The 20,708-nt window shown below is 72.0% G+C and carries 15 protein-coding genes; 6 read left to right on the forward strand and 9 right to left on the reverse strand.

Annotation, left to right across the window (positions count from 1 at the left end):
- Positions 1 to 92 precede the first annotated feature (92 nt).
- Complete coding sequence (locus tag FFA01_RS13375) at positions 93 to 2,120, reverse strand: M3 family metallopeptidase (RefSeq protein WP_146856687.1); 2,028 nt, start codon at positions 2,118 to 2,120, stop codon at positions 93 to 95.
- A 137-nt stretch (positions 2,121 to 2,257) separates the two neighbouring features.
- Here FFA01_RS13375 and FFA01_RS13380 point away from each other — a divergent pair, with 137 nt between their 5' ends.
- The gene (locus tag FFA01_RS13380) at positions 2,258 to 3,076 is read left to right on the forward strand and encodes a methyltransferase domain-containing protein (RefSeq protein WP_146856688.1); all 819 of its coding nucleotides are present in this window, start codon (positions 2,258 to 2,260) and stop codon (positions 3,074 to 3,076) included.
- Positions 3,077 to 3,181: 105 nt separating this feature from the next.
- Here the strand turns inward: FFA01_RS13380 and FFA01_RS13385 are convergent, their stop codons facing one another.
- Together FFA01_RS13385 and valS are read right to left on the reverse strand one after the other, a co-directional pair.
- Positions 3,182 to 3,442: a hypothetical protein gene (locus tag FFA01_RS13385; RefSeq protein ID WP_146856689.1), complete on the reverse strand. Its 261-nt coding sequence runs from the start codon at positions 3,440 to 3,442 to the stop codon at positions 3,182 to 3,184.
- On the reverse strand, positions 3,442 to 6,051 hold the full coding sequence (gene valS / locus FFA01_RS13390; RefSeq protein ID WP_146856690.1) for a valine--tRNA ligase: 2,610 nt from the start codon (positions 6,049 to 6,051) through the stop codon (positions 3,442 to 3,444). Before valS ends, FFA01_RS13385 begins: the two co-directional genes overlap by 1 nt.
- Positions 6,052 to 6,309: 258 nt before the next feature.
- Between valS and proP the strand changes: the two genes are divergently transcribed.
- Entirely contained in the window at positions 6,310 to 7,833 is a 1,524-nt protein-coding gene (gene proP, locus FFA01_RS13395) for a glycine betaine/L-proline transporter ProP (protein WP_146856691.1), read from the forward strand.
- Here proP and FFA01_RS13400 read toward each other — a convergent pair.
- Genes FFA01_RS13400 through FFA01_RS13415 form a run of 4 tightly spaced genes read right to left on the reverse strand, consistent with a single transcriptional unit; the run spans position 7,830 to position 13,033 of the window.
- Positions 7,830 to 9,551, reverse strand: coding sequence for a dipeptide ABC transporter ATP-binding protein (locus tag FFA01_RS13400; protein ID WP_146856692.1), 1,722 nt, complete (start codon positions 9,549 to 9,551; stop codon positions 7,830 to 7,832). The two genes, proP and FFA01_RS13400, sit on opposite strands and share 4 nt — an antisense overlap.
- Complete coding sequence (locus FFA01_RS13405) at positions 9,548 to 10,411, reverse strand: ABC transporter permease (protein WP_146856693.1); 864 nt, start codon at positions 10,409 to 10,411, stop codon at positions 9,548 to 9,550. Before FFA01_RS13405 ends, FFA01_RS13400 begins: the two co-directional genes overlap by 4 nt.
- Complete coding sequence (locus FFA01_RS13410) at positions 10,408 to 11,343, reverse strand: ABC transporter permease (RefSeq protein WP_244289848.1); 936 nt, start codon at positions 11,341 to 11,343, stop codon at positions 10,408 to 10,410. The genes FFA01_RS13405 and FFA01_RS13410 overlap by 4 nt, the downstream gene beginning before the upstream one ends.
- A gap of 52 nt (positions 11,344 to 11,395) precedes the next feature.
- On the reverse strand, positions 11,396 to 13,033 hold the full coding sequence (locus tag FFA01_RS13415; protein ID WP_146856695.1) for an ABC transporter substrate-binding protein: 1,638 nt from the start codon (positions 13,031 to 13,033) through the stop codon (positions 11,396 to 11,398).
- A 119-nt stretch (positions 13,034 to 13,152) separates the two neighbouring features.
- Between FFA01_RS13415 and FFA01_RS13420 the strand changes: the two genes are divergently transcribed.
- On the forward strand, positions 13,153 to 13,773 hold the full coding sequence (locus tag FFA01_RS13420) for a TetR/AcrR family transcriptional regulator (RefSeq protein ID WP_244289849.1): 621 nt from the start codon (positions 13,153 to 13,155) through the stop codon (positions 13,771 to 13,773).
- Here the strand turns inward: FFA01_RS13420 and FFA01_RS13425 are convergent.
- On the reverse strand, positions 13,770 to 14,279 hold the full coding sequence (locus FFA01_RS13425) for a GtrA family protein (protein ID WP_182501133.1): 510 nt from the start codon (positions 14,277 to 14,279) through the stop codon (positions 13,770 to 13,772). The genes FFA01_RS13420 and FFA01_RS13425 overlap by 4 nt on opposite strands.
- Positions 14,280 to 14,308: 29 nt before the next feature.
- Entirely contained in the window at positions 14,309 to 15,295 is a 987-nt protein-coding gene (locus tag FFA01_RS13430; protein WP_146856696.1) for a cation diffusion facilitator family transporter, read from the reverse strand.
- Positions 15,296 to 15,571: 276 nt separating this feature from the next.
- Here FFA01_RS13430 and ileS point away from each other — a divergent pair, with 276 nt between their 5' ends.
- The 3 genes from ileS to FFA01_RS13445 are packed head-to-tail and all read left to right on the forward strand — an operon-like array spanning position 15,572 to position 20,642.
- Positions 15,572 to 18,832 (forward strand): isoleucine--tRNA ligase, encoded by a 3,261-nt coding sequence (gene ileS / locus FFA01_RS13435; RefSeq protein ID WP_146856697.1) that lies wholly within the window; start codon positions 15,572 to 15,574, stop codon positions 18,830 to 18,832.
- Entirely contained in the window at positions 18,829 to 20,223 is a 1,395-nt protein-coding gene (locus FFA01_RS13440) for a bifunctional folylpolyglutamate synthase/dihydrofolate synthase (protein ID WP_146856698.1), read from the forward strand. Before ileS ends, FFA01_RS13440 begins: the two co-directional genes overlap by 4 nt.
- Positions 20,220 to 20,642 carry a DUF4233 domain-containing protein gene (locus FFA01_RS13445; protein ID WP_146856699.1) on the forward strand — a complete coding sequence of 141 codons (423 nt, stop codon included), beginning with the start codon at positions 20,220 to 20,222 and terminating at the stop codon, positions 20,640 to 20,642. The genes FFA01_RS13440 and FFA01_RS13445 overlap by 4 nt, the downstream gene beginning before the upstream one ends.
- The last annotated feature ends 66 nt before the right edge of the window (positions 20,643 to 20,708 follow it).

Consider the following 20,708-nt stretch of genomic DNA (forward strand, 5'->3'; position numbering starts at 1 on the left):
CGGGCGTGCTGCACCGCGTTTCGTGCGTGGCGCCGCGCCTCGTCCGGGTGCGGTGTGCGGAACGCGGTGCGGTGCGACGAGCGCCCGGTCGGTCAGGCCAGGCCGCGCCGGGCGAGCAGCGGCTCGACGCGGGCGTCACGTCCGCGGAAGTCGCGGTAGGCGGCCAGTGGATCCTTCGATCCGCCCACCCCGAGCAGTCGCGACCGGAACCGGTCGCCGTTCTCGCGGGTCGGCCCGCCGTTCTGCTCGAACCACTCCACGGTGTCGGCGTCGAGCACCTCGCTCCAGATGTACGAGTAGTAGCCGGCGTCGTATCCGCCCGAGAACGTGTGGGCGAAGTAGGTGCTCGAGTAGCGGGTGGGGACGGCCGCGAGGTCGAGACCGACCGCGGCCAGCGCCTCCTCCTCGAACGCCTCGACGTCGGTGACCGCAGCCGCCTCCGCGGCGGACAGGGCGTGCCAGGCCTGGTCGAGCAGGGCCGCGGCGAGGTACTCGCTCGTCTCGAAACCCTGGTTGAAGCCCTGCGAGGCGATCAGGGCGTCGACGAGATGCTGCGGCAGCCGCTCGCCGGTCTCGTGGTGCACGGCGTAGTGCTCCAGCACCTCGGGCCAGAGCATCCACATCTCGTTGACCTGGCTGGGGAACTCGACGAAGTCGCGGAACACGTTCGTGCCCGAGAACGTCGGGTAGGTCACCCGCGCCACGAGTCCGTGCAGGGCATGGCCGAACTCGTGGAAGAAGGTGGTGACCTCGTCGAGCGTCAGCAGCGTCGGTCGGCCTGCCGGCGGCTTCGGCACGTTGAGGTTGTTGACCACGACGGTCGGCAGCCCGGTCAGCGCAGACTGCGAGACGAGCGGGTTCATCCAGGCGCCGCCCCGCTTGCTGTCGCGCGTGTGCAGGTCGAGCACGTAGAGACCGACCTCGGCGCCGTCGGCGTCGGTCACCTCGAAGACCCGCGCCTCCGGGTGGTAGGCGACCAGGTCGGGCCGCTCGGCGAACCGCAGGCCGTAGAGCAGCCCGGCCGCGAAGAACACGCCGTCGCGCAGCACGCGCTCGGCCTCGAAGTAGGGCCGCATCGCCGCGGTGTCCACGTCGTGCTTCTCGGTCCGCACCCGCTCGGCGTAGAACGCCCAGTCGGCCGCTGTGACCGGTCGGCCGGCGATGCGCTCGAGATCGGCCTGCTCGGCCAGGGCGTTGCGGGCCGCAGGAGGCGCGAGTCGCCCGAGCAGGTCGGCCACCGCCTCCGCGGTGCCCGCGGTCTCGCCCGCCGTGACGTAGGCGGCGTGCGACCGGAACCCGAGCAGCTCGGCCCGTTCGGCGCGCAGCCGGACGATCTCGAGCACGAGCTCGCGGTTGTCGTGGTCGCCCCCGCGGCGTCCGCGGGACAGCGACGCCTGCATGATCCTCTGGCGCAGCGACTCGTTCGTCAGGCCGGCCAGGTACGGGTGTCCGCTGAACAGGACGAGGGTGATGACGTATCGGCCCTCGAGGCCTCGGTCGCGCGCGGCCTCCGCGGCCGCGGCGATCGCGCCGGCGTCGAGCCCGTCGAGCTCGGCGACGTCGTCGACCACCACGGCGAGGTCGTTGGTGTCGGCGAGGAGGTTCTTCTCGAACCGCGTCGTGAGCGTCGAGAGTCGACCGTTGAGGTCGCGCAGGCGGTCCTTGTCGTCGTCGCCGAGGGCGGCCCCCGACCGCGCCGCCTCGTCGACGAGGCGCTCGACGAGGTACCGCTGCTCGTCCGTGAGGCCGAGATCGTCCCGACGGTCGTGGATGCTCGTCAGGCGCGCGAAGAGTCGCGGGTCGAGGTGGATGGCGTCGGCGTGGGCGGCCAGCCTCGGGGCGAGGTCGAGCTCGAGGGCGTCCGTGGCGGCGTTCGAGTCGGCGGACGTCTTGATGAAGAAGACGTGCTCGACTCGGGTCAGCGTCGCTCCGCTGCGCTCGAGGGCGGCGACGGTGTTCTCGAACGTCGGCTCTGCGCCGTCGGTCGCGATCGCCTCGATCTCGGCGAGCTGCTCGGCGAATCCGGCCTCGAACGCGGGCAGGTAGTCGTCGTCGGTGATGCTCGCGAACGGCGGCAGGGAGTACGGCAGCGTGCTGGGCGCGGAGAACGGGTTCGTCATGCCCCGAGCCTAGGCCGGGACGCCGCCACCCCTCGAGGACTCGCGACGGGCCGTGCCCTCTCGACCTCGTGCGGCCCGTCAGGACCCCTCGCGTTCCGGCCCGGGGCGGAGCCGAGGAGGCGCGCTAGAGTCGCCGCATGAGCGAACGCCCCGAGAACCCGGCCCGCTACACCCACGGTCACCACGAGAGCGTGCTGCGCAGCCACACCTGGCGGACGGTCGACAACTCGGCGGCGTACCTCGTGCCTCATCTCACCCCGGGGGTGGGCGTGCTCGACGTGGGATCGGGACCGGGCACGATCACGATCGACATCGCCGCGCGGGTCTCGCCCGGCCTCGTGGTCGGGATCGACGCCGCGGCGGGCGTCGTCGAGCAGGCGACCGCCCTCGCGGCCGAGACCGGCACGACGAACGTCCGCTTCGAGACGGCCGACCTCTTCGCCCTGCCGTTCGACGACGACCGCTTCGACGTGGTGCACGCGCACCAGGTGCTGCAGCACGTCGGCGACCCGGTCGCCGCGCTCCGCGAGATGCGCCGGGTGACACGGCCCGGGGGAGTCGTGGCGGTGCGCGACGTCGACTACCACGGCTGCGTCTGGGCCCCCGAGAATCCCGGCCTGCAGTCGTGGATGGACGTCTACCAGGCCGTGCACCGCGGCAACGGAGGAGAGCCCGACGCCGGGAGGCGCCTCAAGGGCTGGGCGCTCGAGGCGGGCTTCGTCGACGTGGTGAGCAGCGCCTCCGTGTGGTGCTTCGCCTCGGACGAGGATCGCACCTGGTGGGGCGACAGCTGGGCGGCCCGGGCCACGGAGTCGGCGTTCTACGGCGACGCGATCGAGAAGGGCGTCGCGAGCCACGACGAGCTGCACGCCATCGCCGACGCGTGGCGGGCCTGGCGCGACGCCCCGGACGGCTGGCTGATCATGCCGCACGGCGAGGTGCTCGCGCGCGCCTGACCCCGAGGGCGCCCGGAGAAGGCACGACCTGCCGCTCACCTCGTGGGGCGAGCGGCAGGTCGTGACGCATCGGCGCGGACGCGGACGCGGAAGTGGCCGTGCGGGCTAGTCCTCGTCCGAGTCCTCGGCGTCGACGGGCTCGTGGATGCGGGCCTCGCCGGTCGCGGCGTCGACCCGGATCACCGTGCCGTCGTCGAGCTCGACGACCGGGCGTCGTTCGAGCCAGGTCAGCGTCCAGCGCCACGACGAGGCGTCGACGCCCTGGTCGGCGAGCTCACGCTCGACCTGGGCTACCGCTCCGAGGACGGGCGCGGTGAGGTCGGCCGGAGCCGTGCCTCCCACGCTCCATCGCGTGCCGAGCTGCATCAGGCGCCTGCCGTCGGTGCGGCCGAGTCGGACTCGGCCGGCTGCTCGGCGAACACGATGTCGCCGACCGCGAGCTCGTCGCCCTCGGCGAACGACAGGTCCGCGATCTTGCCGACCGCGGCCAGGTCGCCCGCCGCGAGCCGCACGAGGGCGAGCTCGGCGGCCGGCGCCGTGATGACGGCCGACGACACGGGCGTCTTCTGCGAGGCCTTCGCGTCCGACTTGGCCCGGCGGACGAAGATCAGCGCCTGTCCGACGAGGCCGACGAGACCCGTCGACGACTCGTCGTCGGCCAGCCCCAGCTCGGCGACGGTCGGCCAGGCGGCCCGGTGCACCGAGTCGTCGTGGGTCCACGACCAGACCTCTTCCGTGGCGAAGGGCAGGTACGGCGCCAGCAGGCGCAGCAGCCCTTCGAGCACGGTGCGCAGCGCCAGCACGGCCGAGGCCTGCTCGGCGGGCGTGGTCGCCCCGTAGGCGCGCTCCTTCACCAGCTCGAGGTAGTCGTCGCAGAAGGTCCAGAAGAACTTCTCGGTCGTCTCGAGCGCACGGGCGTGGTCGTAGTCCTCGAGCGCCTGGGTGGCGGTCTCGATCACCCCGGCGAACGAGGCGAGCAGGTCGCGGTCGAGCGGCTGCGTGATCTCGAACTCGCCCGAGGGCAGCTCGAACGAGTACACGAACTTCGCCGCGTTGAGCACCTTGATCGCCAGGCGGCGACCGATCTTGATCTGCTTCGGGTTCTGCGGATCGAACGCCGCATCGGTGCCGAGTCGGCTCGAGGCCGCCCAGTAGCGCACCGAGTCCGAGCCGTGATCGTCGAGCATCGCCGCCGGGGTGACGACGTTGCCCTTCGACTTCGACATCTTCTTGCGGTCGGGGTCCACGATGAAGCCCGAGATCGAGGCGTTCCGCCACGGGACCGTGTCGCCCTCGAGCTGTGCGCGGAGCATCGTCGAGAACAGCCAGGTGCGGATGATGTCCTGGCCCTGGGGGCGGACGTCGTACGGGAACACGAGATCGAACAGCTCGGGGTCGGTCTCCCACTTGCCGGCCAGCTGCGGGGTCAGCGACGACGTCGCCCAGGTGTCCATCACGTCGACCTCGCCCATGAACCCGCCGGGCACACCGCGCTGCGACTCGTCGTAGCCGGGCGCCGCGTCGGACGACGGGTCGATCGGGAGCTGCGCCTCGGTCGGCACGATCACCTGGTCGAACACCGGGTTGCCGTCGCCGTCGAGCGGGTACCAGACCGGGATCGGCACGCCGAAGAAGCGCTGCCGCGAGATGAGCCAGTCGCCGTTCAGGCCGTTGACCCAGTTCTCGTAGCGCACCCGCATGAAGTCGGGGTGGAACGCGACCTCGCCGCCGCGCGCGAGCAGCGCCGCCTTGAGCTTCTCGTCGCGGGCGCCGTTGACGACGTACCACTGCCGCGCCGAGACGATCTCGAGGGGCTTGTCGCCCTTCTCGAAGAACTTGACGGGGTGCGTGATCTTCCTGATCTCGCCGACGAGCTCGCCGGACGCGGTCAGCTGCTCGACCACCGACTGCTTCGCGCTGAACACGGTCTTGCCGGCCAGGTGGGCGTAGGAGGCGCGACCGGCCTCCGACACGATGGCCTCCGGAGCCTCGCTGACGAAGCGGCCGTCGAAGCCGATGACGGCGCGGTTCGGCAGCTGCAGCTCGCGCCACCAGACGACGTCGTTGGTGTCGCCGAAGGTGCAGACCATGGCGATGCCCGAGCCCTTGTCGGGCTGGGCCAGGTGATGGGCCACCACGGGCACCTCGACGTCGAACAGGGGCGAGCGGACGGTCGTGCCGAAGAGGGCCTGGTAGCGCTCGTCGTCGGGGTGCGCCACCAGGGCGACGCAGGCCGGCAGCAGCTCGGGGCGGGTGGTGTCGATCAGGACGTCGCCCTGGCCGTCGGTGCGGTGGAACGCGAGCTTGTGGTACGCCCCGGGCATGTCCTTGTCCTCGAGCTCGGCCTGCGCGACGGCCGTGCGGAAGGTGACGTCCCACAGGGTGGGGGCGTCGGCCTGGTACGCCTCGCCGCGGGCGAGGTTGCGGAGGAACGCCTTCTGGGCGATCGCCTGCGAGCCGTCGTCGATGGTGCGGTAGGTCTGCGTCCAGTCGACCGAGAGACCGAGCTTGCGCCAGACGTCCTCGAACTGCTTCTCGTCCTCGACGGTCAGACGCTCGCACAGCTCGATGAAGTTCCGGCGCGAGATGGGCACCTGGTCGGCGGCCTTCGACGACTTGTTGTCGCCGCCCTCGAAGGGCGGCGTGAAGTCGGCCTCGTAGGGCAGCGAGGGGTCGCAGCGGACGCCGTAGAAGTTCTGCACGCGACGCTCGGTCGGCAGGCCGTTGTCGTCCCAGCCCATCGGGTAGAAGACGCGCTTGCCGCGCATGCGCTCGAAGCGCGCCTTGACGTCGGTGTGGGTGTAGCTGAAGACGTGGCCGATGTGCAGACTGCCCGAGGCGGTCGGCGGGGGAGTGTCGACGGAGAAGACGGAGGCGCGGGTCGCGTCGGTGCGGTCGAACCGGTAGGTGCCGGCGTCCTCCCACGACTGGCCCCAGCGGGCTTCGAGTCCTTCGAGGGCGGGCTTCTCGGGCATCGCTGACGGCATGGTCTTCTCCGGTTCTGTGGGCGGCACCGTGTCGGTGGGGAGGTGCCTGATTGTGGGACGGGGGCAAGTCTACGCGGACCGTCCGGGCCTCCTCGGGGCCCGCCTCGCACGGTCGCCGGGAGACTGCTCGATCTGCACCGATGCACGCGCTGCACTGGTACTGACATGGCGGCCCTGCTAGGCTCGACCGGTTTTTTGCCGACACTGCAGTCGACTGCCCACCCGACGACCTGGAGGCCTCTGCCGATGTCAGCCAAGAAGATCAGTCCGAAGAAGAACCGCCGCGCGCTCACCACCGACGACGTCACCGTCGTCGAGGAGGGGCTCCTCAAGCGCGCGGTCAGCGCCGCCGCCCTCGGGAACGCGATGGAGTGGTTCGACTTCGGCGTGTACGCCTACATCACGACGACCATCGCGCAGGTGTTCTTCCCGCCGGGGAACGACGCGCTCAACATCCTGTTCACGTTCGGCACGTTCACGGCCGCGTTCATCGTCCGGCCGATCGGCGGCGCCTTCTTCGGCCCGCTGGGCGACCGCATCGGGCGCCAGAAGGTGCTCGCTCTGACGATGATCCTGATGGCGGCGGGCACGCTCGCGATCGGCCTGATCCCGTCGTACGCGACCATCGGCATCTGGGCGCCGATCCTGCTGCTGCTCGCGCGCCTCCTGCAGGGGTTCTCGACCGGTGGCGAGTACGGAGGCGCCGCCACCTTCATCGCCGAGTACTCGCCCGACAAGCGCCGCGGGTTCATGGGGTCGTGGCTCGAGTTCGGCACGCTGGCCGGCTACGTGCTGGGCGCGTCGCTGGTGACGGGCCTGCAGCTCGGGATGAGCGAGGAGGCGCTGCTCGCCTGGGGCTGGCGCATCCCGTTCCTGATCGCCGGACCCCTCGGCCTGATCGGCCTCTACCTGCGTCTCAAGCTCGAGGAGACCCCCGCGTTCCAGAAGCAGCAGGACGAGGCGGCGGGCCGCGAGCACGTCAAGGTGCCGTTCGTGAAGCTCTTCGCCGAGAACTGGCGTGCGCTGATCGTCTGCATCGGCCTGGTGCTCGTCTTCAACGTGACCGATTACATGCTGCTGTCGTACATGCCGACCTACCTGACGAACACCCTCGGCCGCAGCGCGACGAGCGGTCTGCTGCTGGTGATCGTCGTCATGGTGCTGATGATGATCGTCATCACCTTCAGCGGGCGCCTGAGCGACCGCTTCGGCCGTCGCCCCGTGCTGTTCGCGGGGTGCATCGGGTTCCTGGTGCTCTCGTGGCCGGCGCTGAAGCTCGTGCAGTCCGAGAGCACGCCGCTGGTGTTCGTCGGTCTGCTGGTGCTCGGCCTGGTGCTCGTCACCTTCACGTCGACCATGCCCTCGACGCTGCCCGCTCTGTTCCCGACGATCATCCGGTACGGCGCGCTCGCGATCGCGTTCAACGTGTCCGTCTCGCTGTTCGGGGGCACGACGCCGCTGGCGACCGAGGCGCTGGTGGTCTGGGCCGAGGGCCGCGGCTTCTCGTGGGCTCACGACATCCCCGCGTTCTATCTGATGGCCGCCGCCGTGATCGGCTTGGTCGCCGTGTGGTTCACGAAGGAGACCGCCAACGAGCCGCTGCTCGGCTCGGGCCCGTCGGTCGCGACGGACGACGAGGCCCGCGAGCTGGTCGACGCCTACGCCGACGAGTCGAGCGAGGTCGCGCAGTCGGACTGGGCGCTCGAATGGGCCGCCAGCGGGCCGATCGACGTCGTCCGCACCGACGACGAGCCCGCGCCGCGCGGCTAGGGACGAGCGGCGAGCAGGGCCCGCGTGCGGGGGTGCTGCGGAGCGGCGAAGACCTCGGCGGTGACGCCCTGCTCCACGATGCGCCCCGCCTGCATCACCGCCACCCGATCGGCCATGTGCCCGATCACGTCGAGGTCGTGCGAGATGAAGAGGTAGGCGAGCCCGTCGTCGCGCTGCAGGTCGTCGAGCAGGTCGAGCACCTGCGCCTGCACCGACACGTCGAGGGCGGAGACCGGCTCGTCGCAGACGATCACCCGGGGCCGCGGCGCGAGCGCCCGGGCCACGGCGACGCGTTGACGTTGTCCGCCGGACAGCGACGCCGGGAGGCGCGGGGCGAGATCCGGTGACAGGCCCACCCGGGTGAGCAGCGCCTCCACCTCCGCCTCGACCCTCCGCAGTCGGGTGCTCCGCCCCGCCGACACGGCGTCGGCGAGGAGCCCGCCGACCGTGAGCCGCGGGTCGAACGAGCTGGCCGGGTCCTGGTAGACGGCGCCGAGCAGCGCGCGGCGCCCTCGCCGGTCGCGTTCGCGGAGCGGCGCCCACGGTCCGCCGAGCAGGTCGACGGTGCCCCGATCCGGGTCGTCGAGGCCCAGCAGGAGGCGCGCGGTCGTGGTCTTGCCGCTTCCGGAGGCGCCCACCAGGCCCAGCGTCTCGCCCGCGCGCAGCTCGAACGAGACGTCGTCGACCGCGAGGAGGCCCGACGACCGTCGGCCGGCCGGGAACGCCCGGCGGAGGCCGGTCGCGCGGAGGACGACCTCGCCGACGGTGGACGACGAGGGCTCCCGACGGACCGCCGACCGCGGGACGACCGGCGGCCACGCGTGCGTCGGAGGTGTCGCGTCGCGCGTGGGCGTGCGCGTCGGCGGCGTCGCGTCCCGCTCCGCTGCCGCCGGCGACAGCCGGGCGCCGCGGGGCACGCCGCCCGGCAGCGCGGCGATGAGCTGTCGCGTGTACGCGGTGGCGGGGGAGTCGAGCACCTGGGCGGTCGGGCCGTGCTCGACGACGCGGCCCCGGCGCAGGACGAGCACGCGGTCGGCCAGCCGACGGACGACGCCGAGGTCGTGGCTGATCGCGAGCACGGCCGTGCCGGCGTCGCGGAGGGCGGCGAGCCGGTCGACGACGAGGCGCTGCACCTCGGCGTCGAGGGCGGTCGTCGGCTCGTCGGCGACGACGACGTCGGGTCGCAGGGCGAGGGCCGCCGCGATCAGCGCGCGCTGACGCAGCCCGCCCGACAGCTGGCCCGAGCGCTGCCCGAGCCTGGTCTCGGGATCGGGCATGCCGACCTCGGCGAGCACCTCGAGCGCTCTCCCGCGTCGTTCGCGCGGCCCGAGGCGGGTGTGCAGGCGCAGGGCGTCGTCGATCTCGCGGCCGATCGGGCGGAGCGGATCGAGGGAGACGAGGGCGTCCTGCAGCACGAGTCCGATGCGGGCGCCCCGCACCCGGCGCCAGCCCCGTTCGTCGAGGGTCGAGAGGTCGCGTCCGGCGAGGGCCAGGCGATCGACCTCGACGCGTCCGCCGCTGAGCCCGAGCAGCGCACGCGCGGTGACGCTCTTGCCCGAGCCGGACTCGCCCACCAGCGCCACGCACTCGCCGGCCGCGAGCGAGAACGAGACGCCCTCGACCACGGTCGACGCGCCGAAGGCGACGCTCAGCCCGGCGACGTCGAGCAGGGTCGGATCGACGGACCGCGCGGCCGGGTGCGTCTCGGCGGCGGTCATGCGACGTCGTTCCCTCGGCGGGCGAAGCCGCGTCCGAGCACGGTCGCCGCGGCGGCGGTCACGACCACGGCGAGCCCGGGGAAGACCGTCATCCACCAGGCCGTCGTCGCGTAGGTGCGGCCGGCGGAGAGCATGGCGCCCCACTCCGGAGCGGGCGGCGGAGCGCCGAGGCCCAGGTAGCTGAGCGACGAGGCCCAGACGACGGCCTGGCCGAGGCCGAGGGTGGCGAGCACGACGACGGGGGCCAGGGCGTTCGGCAGCACGTGCCTCAGCAGCACCGTGCGGGGACGCCGACCGAGCACGACCGCGGCCTCGACCATGGCCGAGCGACGGACGCGGACGACCTGGCTGCGCACGATCCGGGCGTAGCCGGGGGCGGTCGCGAGGCCGACGGCGATCGTGGCCGGCACGGCGCCCGGTCCGGTGAAGGCGATCACGACCAGGGCGAGCAGCAGGCCGGGCAGGGCGAAGAGGACCTCGAGCAGGCGGCTGACGCCGACGTCGGCGATGCGCCCGGGCAGGCGTCCGCCGCCGAAGCCCGCCGCGACGCCGAGCAGCACGCCGAGCCCGGTGCCGATCAGGGTGGCGGCCGCCCCGATGGACAGGGAGGCGCCGGCGCCGTGGACGACGCGGGTCCAGATCCCGCGCCCCGACTCGTCCGTGCCGAACGGGTGGGCGAGAGACGGAGCGGTGAACGCGTCGGCGGGGGAGATCGCCAGCGGGTCGCCCGGTGCCAGCACCTGCGGCGCGAGCGCGGCGAGGACGACGAGGGCCAGTGCGAGGCCGGCCACCGCCTCCGGTGCCGTCACTCCGGCTCCGACCCGTGCGCGGCCACGGGGCGGTTCGACCAGCGTGGTCATGCGGCGCGCTCCCGAGGGTCGACCGCACGCTCGGCCAGGTCGCCGAGCGCGACGACCACCACGTACGCCAGGGCCGAGGCGAGGGCGACGCCGGTGACGAGGGGGATGTCGCGGAGCGTCACCGCCTGCAGCAGGGTCCGACCGAGGCCGGGCCGGGCGAAGATCGACTCGACCACGACCGCCCCGCTCAGCAGCGAGCCGAACGCCCAGCCCGAGAGGGCCAGGCCCGGCAGGGCCGCGTGCCGCAGCAGGTGGCGGCGGAAGAGCCCGGACCGCGACTCGCCTCGCGCCCGCGCGGTGACGGCGAACGGCGCCGACGCCGCGTCGAGCAGGGAGTCGCGGGTCACCTGGCCGAGGAACCCGGCCACCGGGATCGCCAGCGTCACCACCGGCAGGATGATCCCGAACGGGGTCCCGGTGCTGACCGGCGGCAGCCAGCCCAGCTGCGTGCTGAACACGAGGACGAGCACGCCCGCCAGCCAGAAGTGCGGCACCGCCGAGGCGACGATCTCGAGCGACGACGAGACCGCCCGAGCCGCCCGCCCGCCGAGGGTCGCCCACCAGGCCGTGCCGAGCGCGAGCAGCCAGGCGACGCCCAGCGACAGCACGGCGAGCAGCAGGGTGCCGGGCAGCTGGTCGAGCAGCAGCCCGGCCACCTCGGTGCGCAGCGAGTAGGAGGTCCCCAGGTCGCCGACCACGAGGCGGCCCAGCTGGGCGAGGTACTGCAGGAGGAGCGGGTCGTCGAGACCGTACTGCTCACGGACCAGCGCGATCGCGTCCGCCGACGCCTGCGACCCGGGCCCGCCGAGGATCGCCTCCGCCGGGTCTCCCGGGACGAGCCGGATCGCGAAGAAGATCAGCGTCGCCACGGCCCAGAGCACGACGACCGCGCCCACGAGCCGACCGACCAGCCACCGGACGGGCGCGGGCACGTGCCCGCGCCTCCTCGGCTCCCCGCTCGTCGGCGTCACCGCAGGGGGCTGCTCAGTCGACGGCGTACGCGTCATAGAGCGTGACCGCCGAGACCGGAGGAAGCGCCCGGACGCCGGCCACCGACGACCGCACCAGATAGTGGTTCTGCTGGTCGTAGAGCGGCAGCACCGTGTGGCTCTCGAGGATGATCCGCTGCGCCTGCTGGTAGAGGTCGGCCCGCTCGTCGGCGTCGGAGGTCTCGGCGGCCTGCTTCAGCAGCTCGTCGAGCGCGGGGTCGCTCAGCTGCGCGAGGTTCGCGAAGTAGCCGCTCGGAGCCGGCGTGATGCCGGCCGTGTCGTAGAGGATGCGCAGCACGTCGGGGCCGACCTTCGTGTACGGGGCGCTCACCAGGTCGTAGTCGTTCGCCGCGAGGGCGCCGTACCAGCTCGACAGGTCGAGCGGCGAGAGGGTGACCTCGAACCCGAGGTCGCGCGCCCCCGCCTGGATCTGCTCGAAGAGCGACTGCTCGGCGGGGATCGACTGGTTCGTGCTGACCGGGAACTCGAGCGAGAGGCGCTCGCCGTCCTTCGTGCGGTAGCCGTCGGAGTCGCGGGCGGTCCAGCCGGCGTCGTCGAGCAGGGCCTTCGCGGCGTCGACGTCGACCTCGAAGAGGGACGGGTCGGAGTAGGCGAGCGGCTCGACGCTCGACAGGGGCGAGTACGAGCGGTCGGCGGTGCCGAAGAACAGCGAGTCGATGCCGTCGTTCACGTCGACGCCCGTGATGAACGCCTCGCGCACACGCTCGTCGTCGAACGGGGCCTTGCCCGAGTTGAGCTCGATCCGGTTGGCGGCACCGGGGCGTGGCGCATCGATCTCGGCCAGCGCGTCGTCGTCGGCCGCGGCCACGAGCGTGTCGGGCTGGGCGTTGTCGATCACGTCGACCTGACCGGCCTGCAGGGCCGAGTACCGGGCGGCGGAGTCGGGGATGAAGCGCCAGACGACCTCGTCGAGGTACGCGGGTCCGTCGTGGCCGGCGTCGGCGGGCGGCGACGTGTAGTCGTCGTTGCGGGTCAGCACGATGCGGTCCTGCTTGGTCCACGAGTCGACGACGAACGGTCCCGTGCCGACGGGCGACTCGCAGTTCTCCTCCTGCGTGCGCTCGAGGGCCGTGGGGGACTCCATCGCGACCCAGGGCTGCGTGAGCGATTCGAGCAGGGCGCTGTCGGGTGCGCTGAGGTCGAAGCGCGCCGTCCGCGCGTCGACGGCCTCGACGCCGGTGACCTTGCCGAGGGCGAGGTAGCCGGTGGACGAGAGCGTCTCGGGGTCCTGCACGTGGGCCACGTTGGCGGCGACGGCCGCCGCGTCGAAGGGGGTGCCGTCGGTGAAGGTCACGTCGTCGCGCAGGGTGAAGGTCCAGCTGAGGCCGTCGTCGGACTCCTCCCACGAGGTGGCGAGCCAGGGGATGATCTCGCCGTCGGAGTCCTTGGACACGAGCGACTCGAGGTACTGGGTCGAGACGAGCGCCTGCGGGTAGTTGCCGCCGACGTGGGGGTCGAGGCAGGTGGGCTCGGCGTCGCCGGTCGCGTAGGTGAGGGTGCCGCCCGAGGTCGGCGTCGAGGCGTCGGTGGTCTCACCGCCGCTCGTGCAGCCGGCCAGGACGAGTGCGCCGACGGCGGTGAGGGCGAGGAGGGCGGGCAGGCGGGTGCGCATGGGGCTCCGAGGTCGGGGGACGGTGTCGGCGGCGCGGCGTCGGTGCCGGCGGACTCGGGCACGTTTGTGAACGGAGTCCAACAAGTGCTCGGGTGGAGTCTACCGCCATGATGGAGGGCATGTCAGACCCGTCACGGCGCCCCGTCGGCCGCCCTCGTCGGTCGTCGGCCGAGATGCTCGCCGACGCCGCCGCCGAATTGTTCCTCGAGAACGGCTGGTCGGGCACGACGGTCGATCAGATCGCGCAGCGGGCCGGGGTGAGCCGCGGCACGTTCTTCAACTACTTCGAGTCGAAGGCCGACCTGTTCTGGCTCGACCTCGATCAGAGCCTGGCGGGGGTGGCCGATCTGCTGCGCGGATCGAGCGAGACGTCTCCGGTGCGGGCCGTCGAGGCCGCCCTCGTCGCCGTGGGACGCGCGCACGATCCCGGGAGGGTGCCCTGGGCTCTCACGCAGACCGAGGCGATGGGGCTCGGCGACGAGCTGGTCGCGTCGGCGGCCGTGCGCTTCCTGCGCCTGCAGTCCAGCGTGGCGTCGTTCGTCGCGGAGGCGTCGGGCGGCCGGCGCGACGACCTCATGCCCGAGGTCGTCGCCTCGGCCCTGCTCGCGGCGGCGGCCACGGCCATCACGCACTGGGCGAGGTCCGGCGTGGGCCGGACCGCTCTCGGCGACGTGATCGCCCGGGCGGTGGGGCCGGTGGCCGACGGTCTCGAGTCCGCCGAGGAGGCGCGGCGCCCCTAGCGGGTCGGCGTCGGCTGGGTGGGCGGCGACGTCGGCGAGAGGACGTCGGCGATCTCGGCTCGCTTGGGGAACACCCACTTGTTCATCGCCCAGTAGCGGAAGACCATGGCGATGAGGGTGCCGATGATGGGCCCGCTGACGAAGTCGGCGATCTCCATCGAGGCCCGGCTGATCTGGGGGACCTCGAGGCCGAGTCCGTAGCGGGAGATGTACAGCGGCGCCGAGTTCAGGCCGATGCCGATGACGCTGACGACGACGAACAGCAGCATCTCGTGGGCCGTGTGACGGTCGCCGCGGTCGTCGAACGACCACTTCTTGTTCATCCAGTACGACACGACCGTGGCCACGATGGTGCCGATGGCGAGCGCGGTGACGGGGTGCTGGGGGATGACGAAGAGCTTCAGGCCGTAGTTGATGACCATGGTGATGACGAACCCGATGCCGCCCACCACGAGGAAGCGGAGGGCTGAGGGGTTGGCCTTGGCCAGACGGAGGACTGCACGCACTGCATCAAGCTAGCCGTCACGACCATCGATTAGCTGACAGGCGCACCGGGGGACAGGCTCGGCTCGTCGGGCGTCGACAGCGTGAGCACCGCCTCCTCGACCGCGTCGTGCTCCTCGAGCTCGCGTTCGACGCGGCGGAGGGCCACGGCGACATGCTCCTCGCGGTGGTCGCCGGTCATGTCGACCGCGGCCACCAGGTAGAGGCGGCCCGGGCCGACGAACTCGGTGTGCAGGTACGTGACGCGCGCGATCTCGGGGCGGGCGAGCAGCCGGCCGAGCACGGTGGACTCGAGCTCGTCGCTCGGGCTCTCGCCGACCAGGAACCTCCGGTTGCGGTCGACGAGCACGAGCGCGACCACGCCGAGCAGCACGCCGACGGCGATCGAGCCGATCGCGTCGAAGACGGCCGACCCCGTGATCTGGTGCAGGAGGATCCCGAGGAACGCGATGACCAGACCGATCAGCGCTGCGGCGTCCTCGGCGAACACGGCCCGCAGGGTCGAGTTCGAGCTCCGCAGGACGAAGCGCAGGGTCGGCACCCGTCGCTCGCGGGCCGAGCCCCGTGCCTGCCGCAGCGCCTGGAGGAACGACGTGCCCTCGAGCAGGAACGCCACCCCCAGCACGATGTAGTTCACCAGGTAGTTCTCGGCCTCCTCCGCCGCGCCCAGCTGGGTGATGCCGTGCTGGATCGACACGACGGCTCCGACCGTGAACAGGCCGAACGCGGCGAACATCGACCAGACGTAGGTCTCCTTGCCGTAGCCGAGCGGGTGATCCGCATCTCGGCGCTTGATCCCCCGCTTGTCGGCCACGAACAGGAAGATCTCGTTCCCGGTGTCGGCCCACGAGTGCGCCGACTCGGCCACCATCGAGGCGGACCCGGTGAGGAACGCGGCCACGGTCTTCGCGATCGCGATCAGCAGGTTCGCCAGGAACGCGATGATCACGGTCAGGGTGCTCTCGGGCTTCGCCGGCGACGTGGAGGGGGAGGTGCCGGTGGCGGTATCGGACGACATCCGGTCAGTCTGCTCCCGGTCCGGGCGATCGCGCCGCGCCTCCTCGGTTGATACGATGAGGACCGCGTCGATCCGGCATCACCGGGGAGCACTCGGAAGAACACGAGCACCTGCCCCGGCCGGTGTCCGCCACTAGACCCGAGCGGGGCAGGCCCGTCACAGCCGTCGAAGAGAGGTCGCCGTGTCCGCAGGGCGACAAGCGGGGTGGTACCGCGTCCGTCGAGAAGAACTCGCCGGTCGTCCTCGTGCACGAACACCGCACGACCTGGAGTTCCGATGGCACACCGTCCCGTACCCGCCTCGCCGCGCTTCCCCGACATCGAGTCGGGGATCCTCGCCTTCTGGAAGGCCGACGACACCTTCCGCGAGTCGATCCGCGCCCGCGAGGGCTGCGACGAGTGGGTCTTCTACGACGGCCCGCCCTTCGCCAACGGTCTGCCGCACTACGGTCACCTGCTGACCGGTTACGCGAAGGACGTCTTCCCGCGGTACCAGACCATGCGCGGCAAGCAGGTGCACCGCCGCTTCGGCTGGGACACCCACGGGCTGCCGGCCGAGCTCGAGGCCATGCGCCAGCTCGGGCTGACCGAGAAGCACGAGATCGACGACATGGGGATCGACGTGTTCAACGCCGCCGCCCGCCGCTCGGTGCTCCAGTACACCGACGAGTGGCAGCAGTACGTCACGCGTCAGGCCCGCTGGGTCGACTTCGACGACGACTACAAGACCCTCGACGTGAACTACATGGAGAGCGTCGTCTGGGCCTTCAAGCAGCTGCACGACAAGGGCCTCGCCTACGAGGGCTTCCGGGTGCTGCCCTACTGCTGGCACGACCAGACCCCGCTGTCGAACCACGAGCTGCGGATGGACGACGACGTCTACAAGTCCCGCCAGGACCAGACGGTCACGGTCACCTTCCCCCTCGACGGCGTCAAGGCCGAGGCGCTGGGCCTGACGGCCGTCCGCGCCCTCGCCTGGACGACGACCCCGTGGACCCTCCCGACCAACCTGGCGCTCGCCGTGGGCCCCGACATCGAGTACTCGGTCGTGCCGAGCGGACCGCTGGGCGCCTCCGACGGCTCCGAGCAGGGCGTCGCGTCGTACCTGCTGGCGAGCGACACCGTCGCCGCCTACGCGAAGGACCTCGGCTACGGGTCCGCCGAGGAGGCCCGCACCGCCGTCACGTCGACGGTGGTCGGCCGCGACCTCGAGGGCGTCCGCTACGACCGCCTCTGGGACTTCTACGCCGACGCCGAGCAGTGGGGCACCGAGAACGCGTGGCAGATCCTCGTGGCCGACTACGTCGCCACGGGCGAGGGGACGGGCATCGTCCACCAGTCGCCCGCCTACGGCGAGGACGACCAGGCGGTCTGCGCGGCCGCCGGCATCCCCGTGCTGATCTCGGTCGACGACGGCGCGCGGTTCCTGCCGATGTTCGGCGAGGTCGCCGGCCTGCAGGTGTTCGAGGCCAACAAGCCCCTCACCCAGATGCTCCGCGACGAGGGCCGACTGCTGCGCCAGGCCAGCTACGAGCACAGCTACCCGCACTGCTGGCGCTGCCGCAACCCGCTGATCTACAAGGCCGTGTCGAGCTGGTTCGTGCGCGTCACCGAGTTCCGCGACCGCATGGGCGAGCTCAACCAGGACATCACCTGGGTCCCCGAGAACGTCAAGGACGGCCAGTTCGGCAAGTGGGTGGGCAACGCCCGCGACTGGTCGATCTCGCGCAACCGCTACTGGGGCTCCCCGATCCCCGTCTGGAAGAGCGACGACCCGACCTACCCGCGCGTCGACGTCTACGGCTCGCTCGCCGAGCTCGAGGCCGACTTCGGGCGGCTGCCGCTGAACGCCGAGGGCGAGCCCGACCTGCACCGTCCGTTCATCGACGAGCTGACCCGACCCAACCCCGACGACCCGACCGGTCGGAGCACCATGCGCCGCATCGAGGACGTCCTCGACGTCTGGTTCGACAGCGGTTCGATGCCGTTCGCCCAGGTGCACTACCCGTTCGAGAACCAGCAGTGGTTCGACGAGCACAGCCCGGCCGACTTCATCGTCGAGTACATCGGGCAGACCCGCGGCTGGTTCTACACGCTGCACACCCTCTCGACCGCGTTGTTCGACCGACCGGCGTTCTCGAACGTCATCAGCCACGGCATCGTGCTCGGCTCGGACGGCCAGAAGATGTCGAAGAGCCTCCGCAACTACCCGGACGTCAGCGAGGTCTTCGACCGCGACGGCGCCGACGCCATGCGGTGGTTCCTGATGTCGAGCTCGGTCATCCGCGGCGGCAACCTCATCGTCACGGAGGAGGGCATCCGCGAGAGCGTCCGGCAGTTCCTCCTGCCGCTGTGGAGCACGTACTACTTCTTCACGCTCTACTCGGCCGAGGCCGAGAGCGCAGGAGGCACGGGTCGTCACGTCGCCGCCGGTCACGTCCCCGAGTGGCGTACCGACTCGACGGCGGTGCTGGACCGCTATCTGCTGGCCAAGACGCGCCGCCTCGTCGTCGATGTCCAGGCGCACCTCGACGCGCTCGACTCGCCGATGGCGACCGCGACCCTCCGCGACTTCGCCGACGTGCTGACCAACTGGTACGTCCGCCGGTCGCGCGACCGCTTCTGGGCCGGCGACGACCACGACGCGTTCGACACCCTCCGCACGGTGCTCGAGACGCTCGTCCGCGTCGCGGCGCCGCTCGCGCCGCTCGTCACCGAGGAGATCTACAAGGGCCTCACCGGTGAGCGCAGCGTGCACCTGACCGACTGGCCCGACGCCTCCGCCTTCCCGGCCGACGACACCCTCGTCGACGCGATGGACGCCGTCCGCGCGATCGCTTCGAGCGGTCTCGGCCTCCGCAAGGCCACGGGTCGACGGGTCCGCCTGCCGCTCGCGAGGCTGACCGTCGTCGCCGCCGACCCGTCGGCGCTCGCGCCCTACGGCGACATCCTCCGCGACGAGCTGAACGTGAAGTCCGTCGAGTTCACGCCGCTGACCGAGGAGAGCCTCGGCGACTACGGCGTCACCCGCAAGCTGACGGTGAACGCCCGCGCCGCCGGCCCGCGCATCGGCAAGCAGGTGCAGCAGGTCATCCCGGCCGCGAAGAAGGGCGACTGGCAGCCCTCCGGCGAGAACGTCGTCGTCGGCGGCGTCGAGCTGCTGCCGGGCGAGTTCACCCTCGAGCTGGCCGTGGCCGACCCCGCCGCCGCGATCGGCTTCGTCGGGGACGGCGGCTTCGTGCTGCTCGACACGGCCACGACCCCGGAGCTCGAGGCCGAGGGCCTGGCCCGCGACGTCGTCCGCGCCGTCCAGCAGGCCCGCAAGAACGCCGACCTCGACGTGAGCGATCGCATCGTCACGACCCTCTCGGTCGACGCGGCGGGCGCCCGGGCGATCGAGGCCCACCGCGACCTGATCCAGGCCGAGACCCTGACCACCGAGCTCGTCGTCGACGTGCGCGACGACCTCGCCGAGCTCGCCGACGCCGTGGCCGTCGGCGACGGCTCGGTCGTGACCGTGGAGGTACGACGCGCATGACGCCCAAGAGGAACGCCCCCGAACCGGCCGACGACCGCGAGTTCGCCGCCGACGCCGCTCGCGTCTACGAGGAGCTGCTGGCCCGCGTCGGCGAGCAGGCACCCGAGCCGCGACTGGGCGCCACCCGCCGAGCCGCCGAGCTGCTCGGCGACCCGCAGCGCGCCTACCCGGTGATCCACGTGACGGGCACGAACGGCAAGACCTCGACGTCGCGGATGATCGAGAGCGTGCTCCGGTCGTACGGTCTGCGGACCGGCCTGCTCACGAGCCCGCACCTGCTGCGCGTGAACGAGCGCATCGTCATCGACGGCGAGCCCATCAGCGACGAGCGGCTCGTCGCCAACTGGGACGACATCCAGCCCTACCTGGCCATGGTCGACGCCGAGCTCGGCGCGGCCGGCGACCCGGCGCTGACCTTCTTCGAGGCCCTGACGGTGCTCGCGTTCGCCTGCTTCGCCGACGCACCGGCCGACGTCGTCGTGCTCGAGGTCGGCATGGGCGGCGAATGGGACAGCACCAACGTCGCCGACGGGCAGGTGGCCGTCTTCACGCCCATCGCCCTCGACCACCAGAACCGACTCGGCGCCACGGTCGACGCCATCGCCCGCACCAAGTCGGGCATCGTCAAGCCGTCGGCCTCGGTGGTCAGCGCGTCGCAGGTGCCCGAGGCGCTGGCCGAGCTCGAGCGCGCCGCCGAGCTCACCGAGTCGACGCTCGCCGTCGAGGGGACGGGGTTCGGCGTCGAGTCGACCACGGTCGCCGTCGGCGGCCAGGTCGTCACGATCCGCGGGCTCGCCGGCCGCTACCCCGACCTCGTGCTGCCGCTGTTCGGCGACCACCAGGCCCAGAACGCCGCCGTGGCCGTCGCTGCGGTCGAGTCGTTCCTCGGCGGCGGGTCGCAGGCGCTCGACGCCGACGTGCTCGCCGAGGGGCTGGCTCAGGTGACGTCCCCCGGACGTCTGCAGATCGTGGCGAACGAGCCGACCATCCTCGTCGACGCCGCCCACAATCCGCACGGCGCCCGCGCGTTGGCCAAGGCCGTCGACGACTACTTCCAGTTCGGCCGCGTCGTCGCCGTGATCGCCGTCCTCACCGACAAGGACGCCGCCGGCATCGTCCGTGCGCTGTCCGGCACGGTGCAGCAGTTCGTCGTCACGCAGTCCGACTCCGACCGCTCCGTCCCCGCCGACGACCTCGCCGCCGTCGCGGTCGGCGTCGTCGGGGCCGATCGCGTCGTCGTCGAGACCGACCTCGCCGCGGCGCTCCGCACGGCGCGCGACCTCGCCGACGAGACCGAGGGCGACGAGCCCGGCGGCGTCGTCGTGACCGGGTCGATCACGCTCGTCGGCGACGTGCTGGCCCTGGCGCAGACGCCGGAGGGGCTCTCGTGACCGAGGCGCCGCCTCCCGGGCAGGGGGCTCCCCGCGCCGGGCGACCGGCACGCCGACGCGGTGCCGCCGAGAGCCTGCTGTCGATCGTGCTCGTGCTCGAGGCGATGTCGATGTTCTTCGTCATCCTGGTGGTCAACGGGCGGGGTCTGCTGCCCACCGGCGTCGCCTTCGGCGGCGGCCTCGGCGCCATCGTGCTGATGCTGCTCGTCTCGCGCGTCCTCCGCTTCCGCTGGGGGATCGTCCTCGGCTGGGTGGTCCAGGCGGGCCTCATCGCCTGCGGCCTGCTCGATCCCGTGATGTACGTCGTCGCCGCGATCTTCGTCGCGCTGTGGACCTACTGCCTGGTCAAGGGCACCCAGCTCGACCGCCTGAACGCCGCGCGCTACGGCGACGCGAACGGCCCCGCCGGCCAGGCCTGACCCCGGGCGCCGCTCGGCGCCCCTCCCGACGTCCCGTCCGATCATCGTCCCCCCACCAGAAGGAGC

This window comes from Frigoribacterium faeni, assembly GCF_007988805.1.
Taxonomy (GTDB): Bacteria; Actinomycetota; Actinomycetes; order Actinomycetales; family Microbacteriaceae; genus Frigoribacterium; species Frigoribacterium faeni.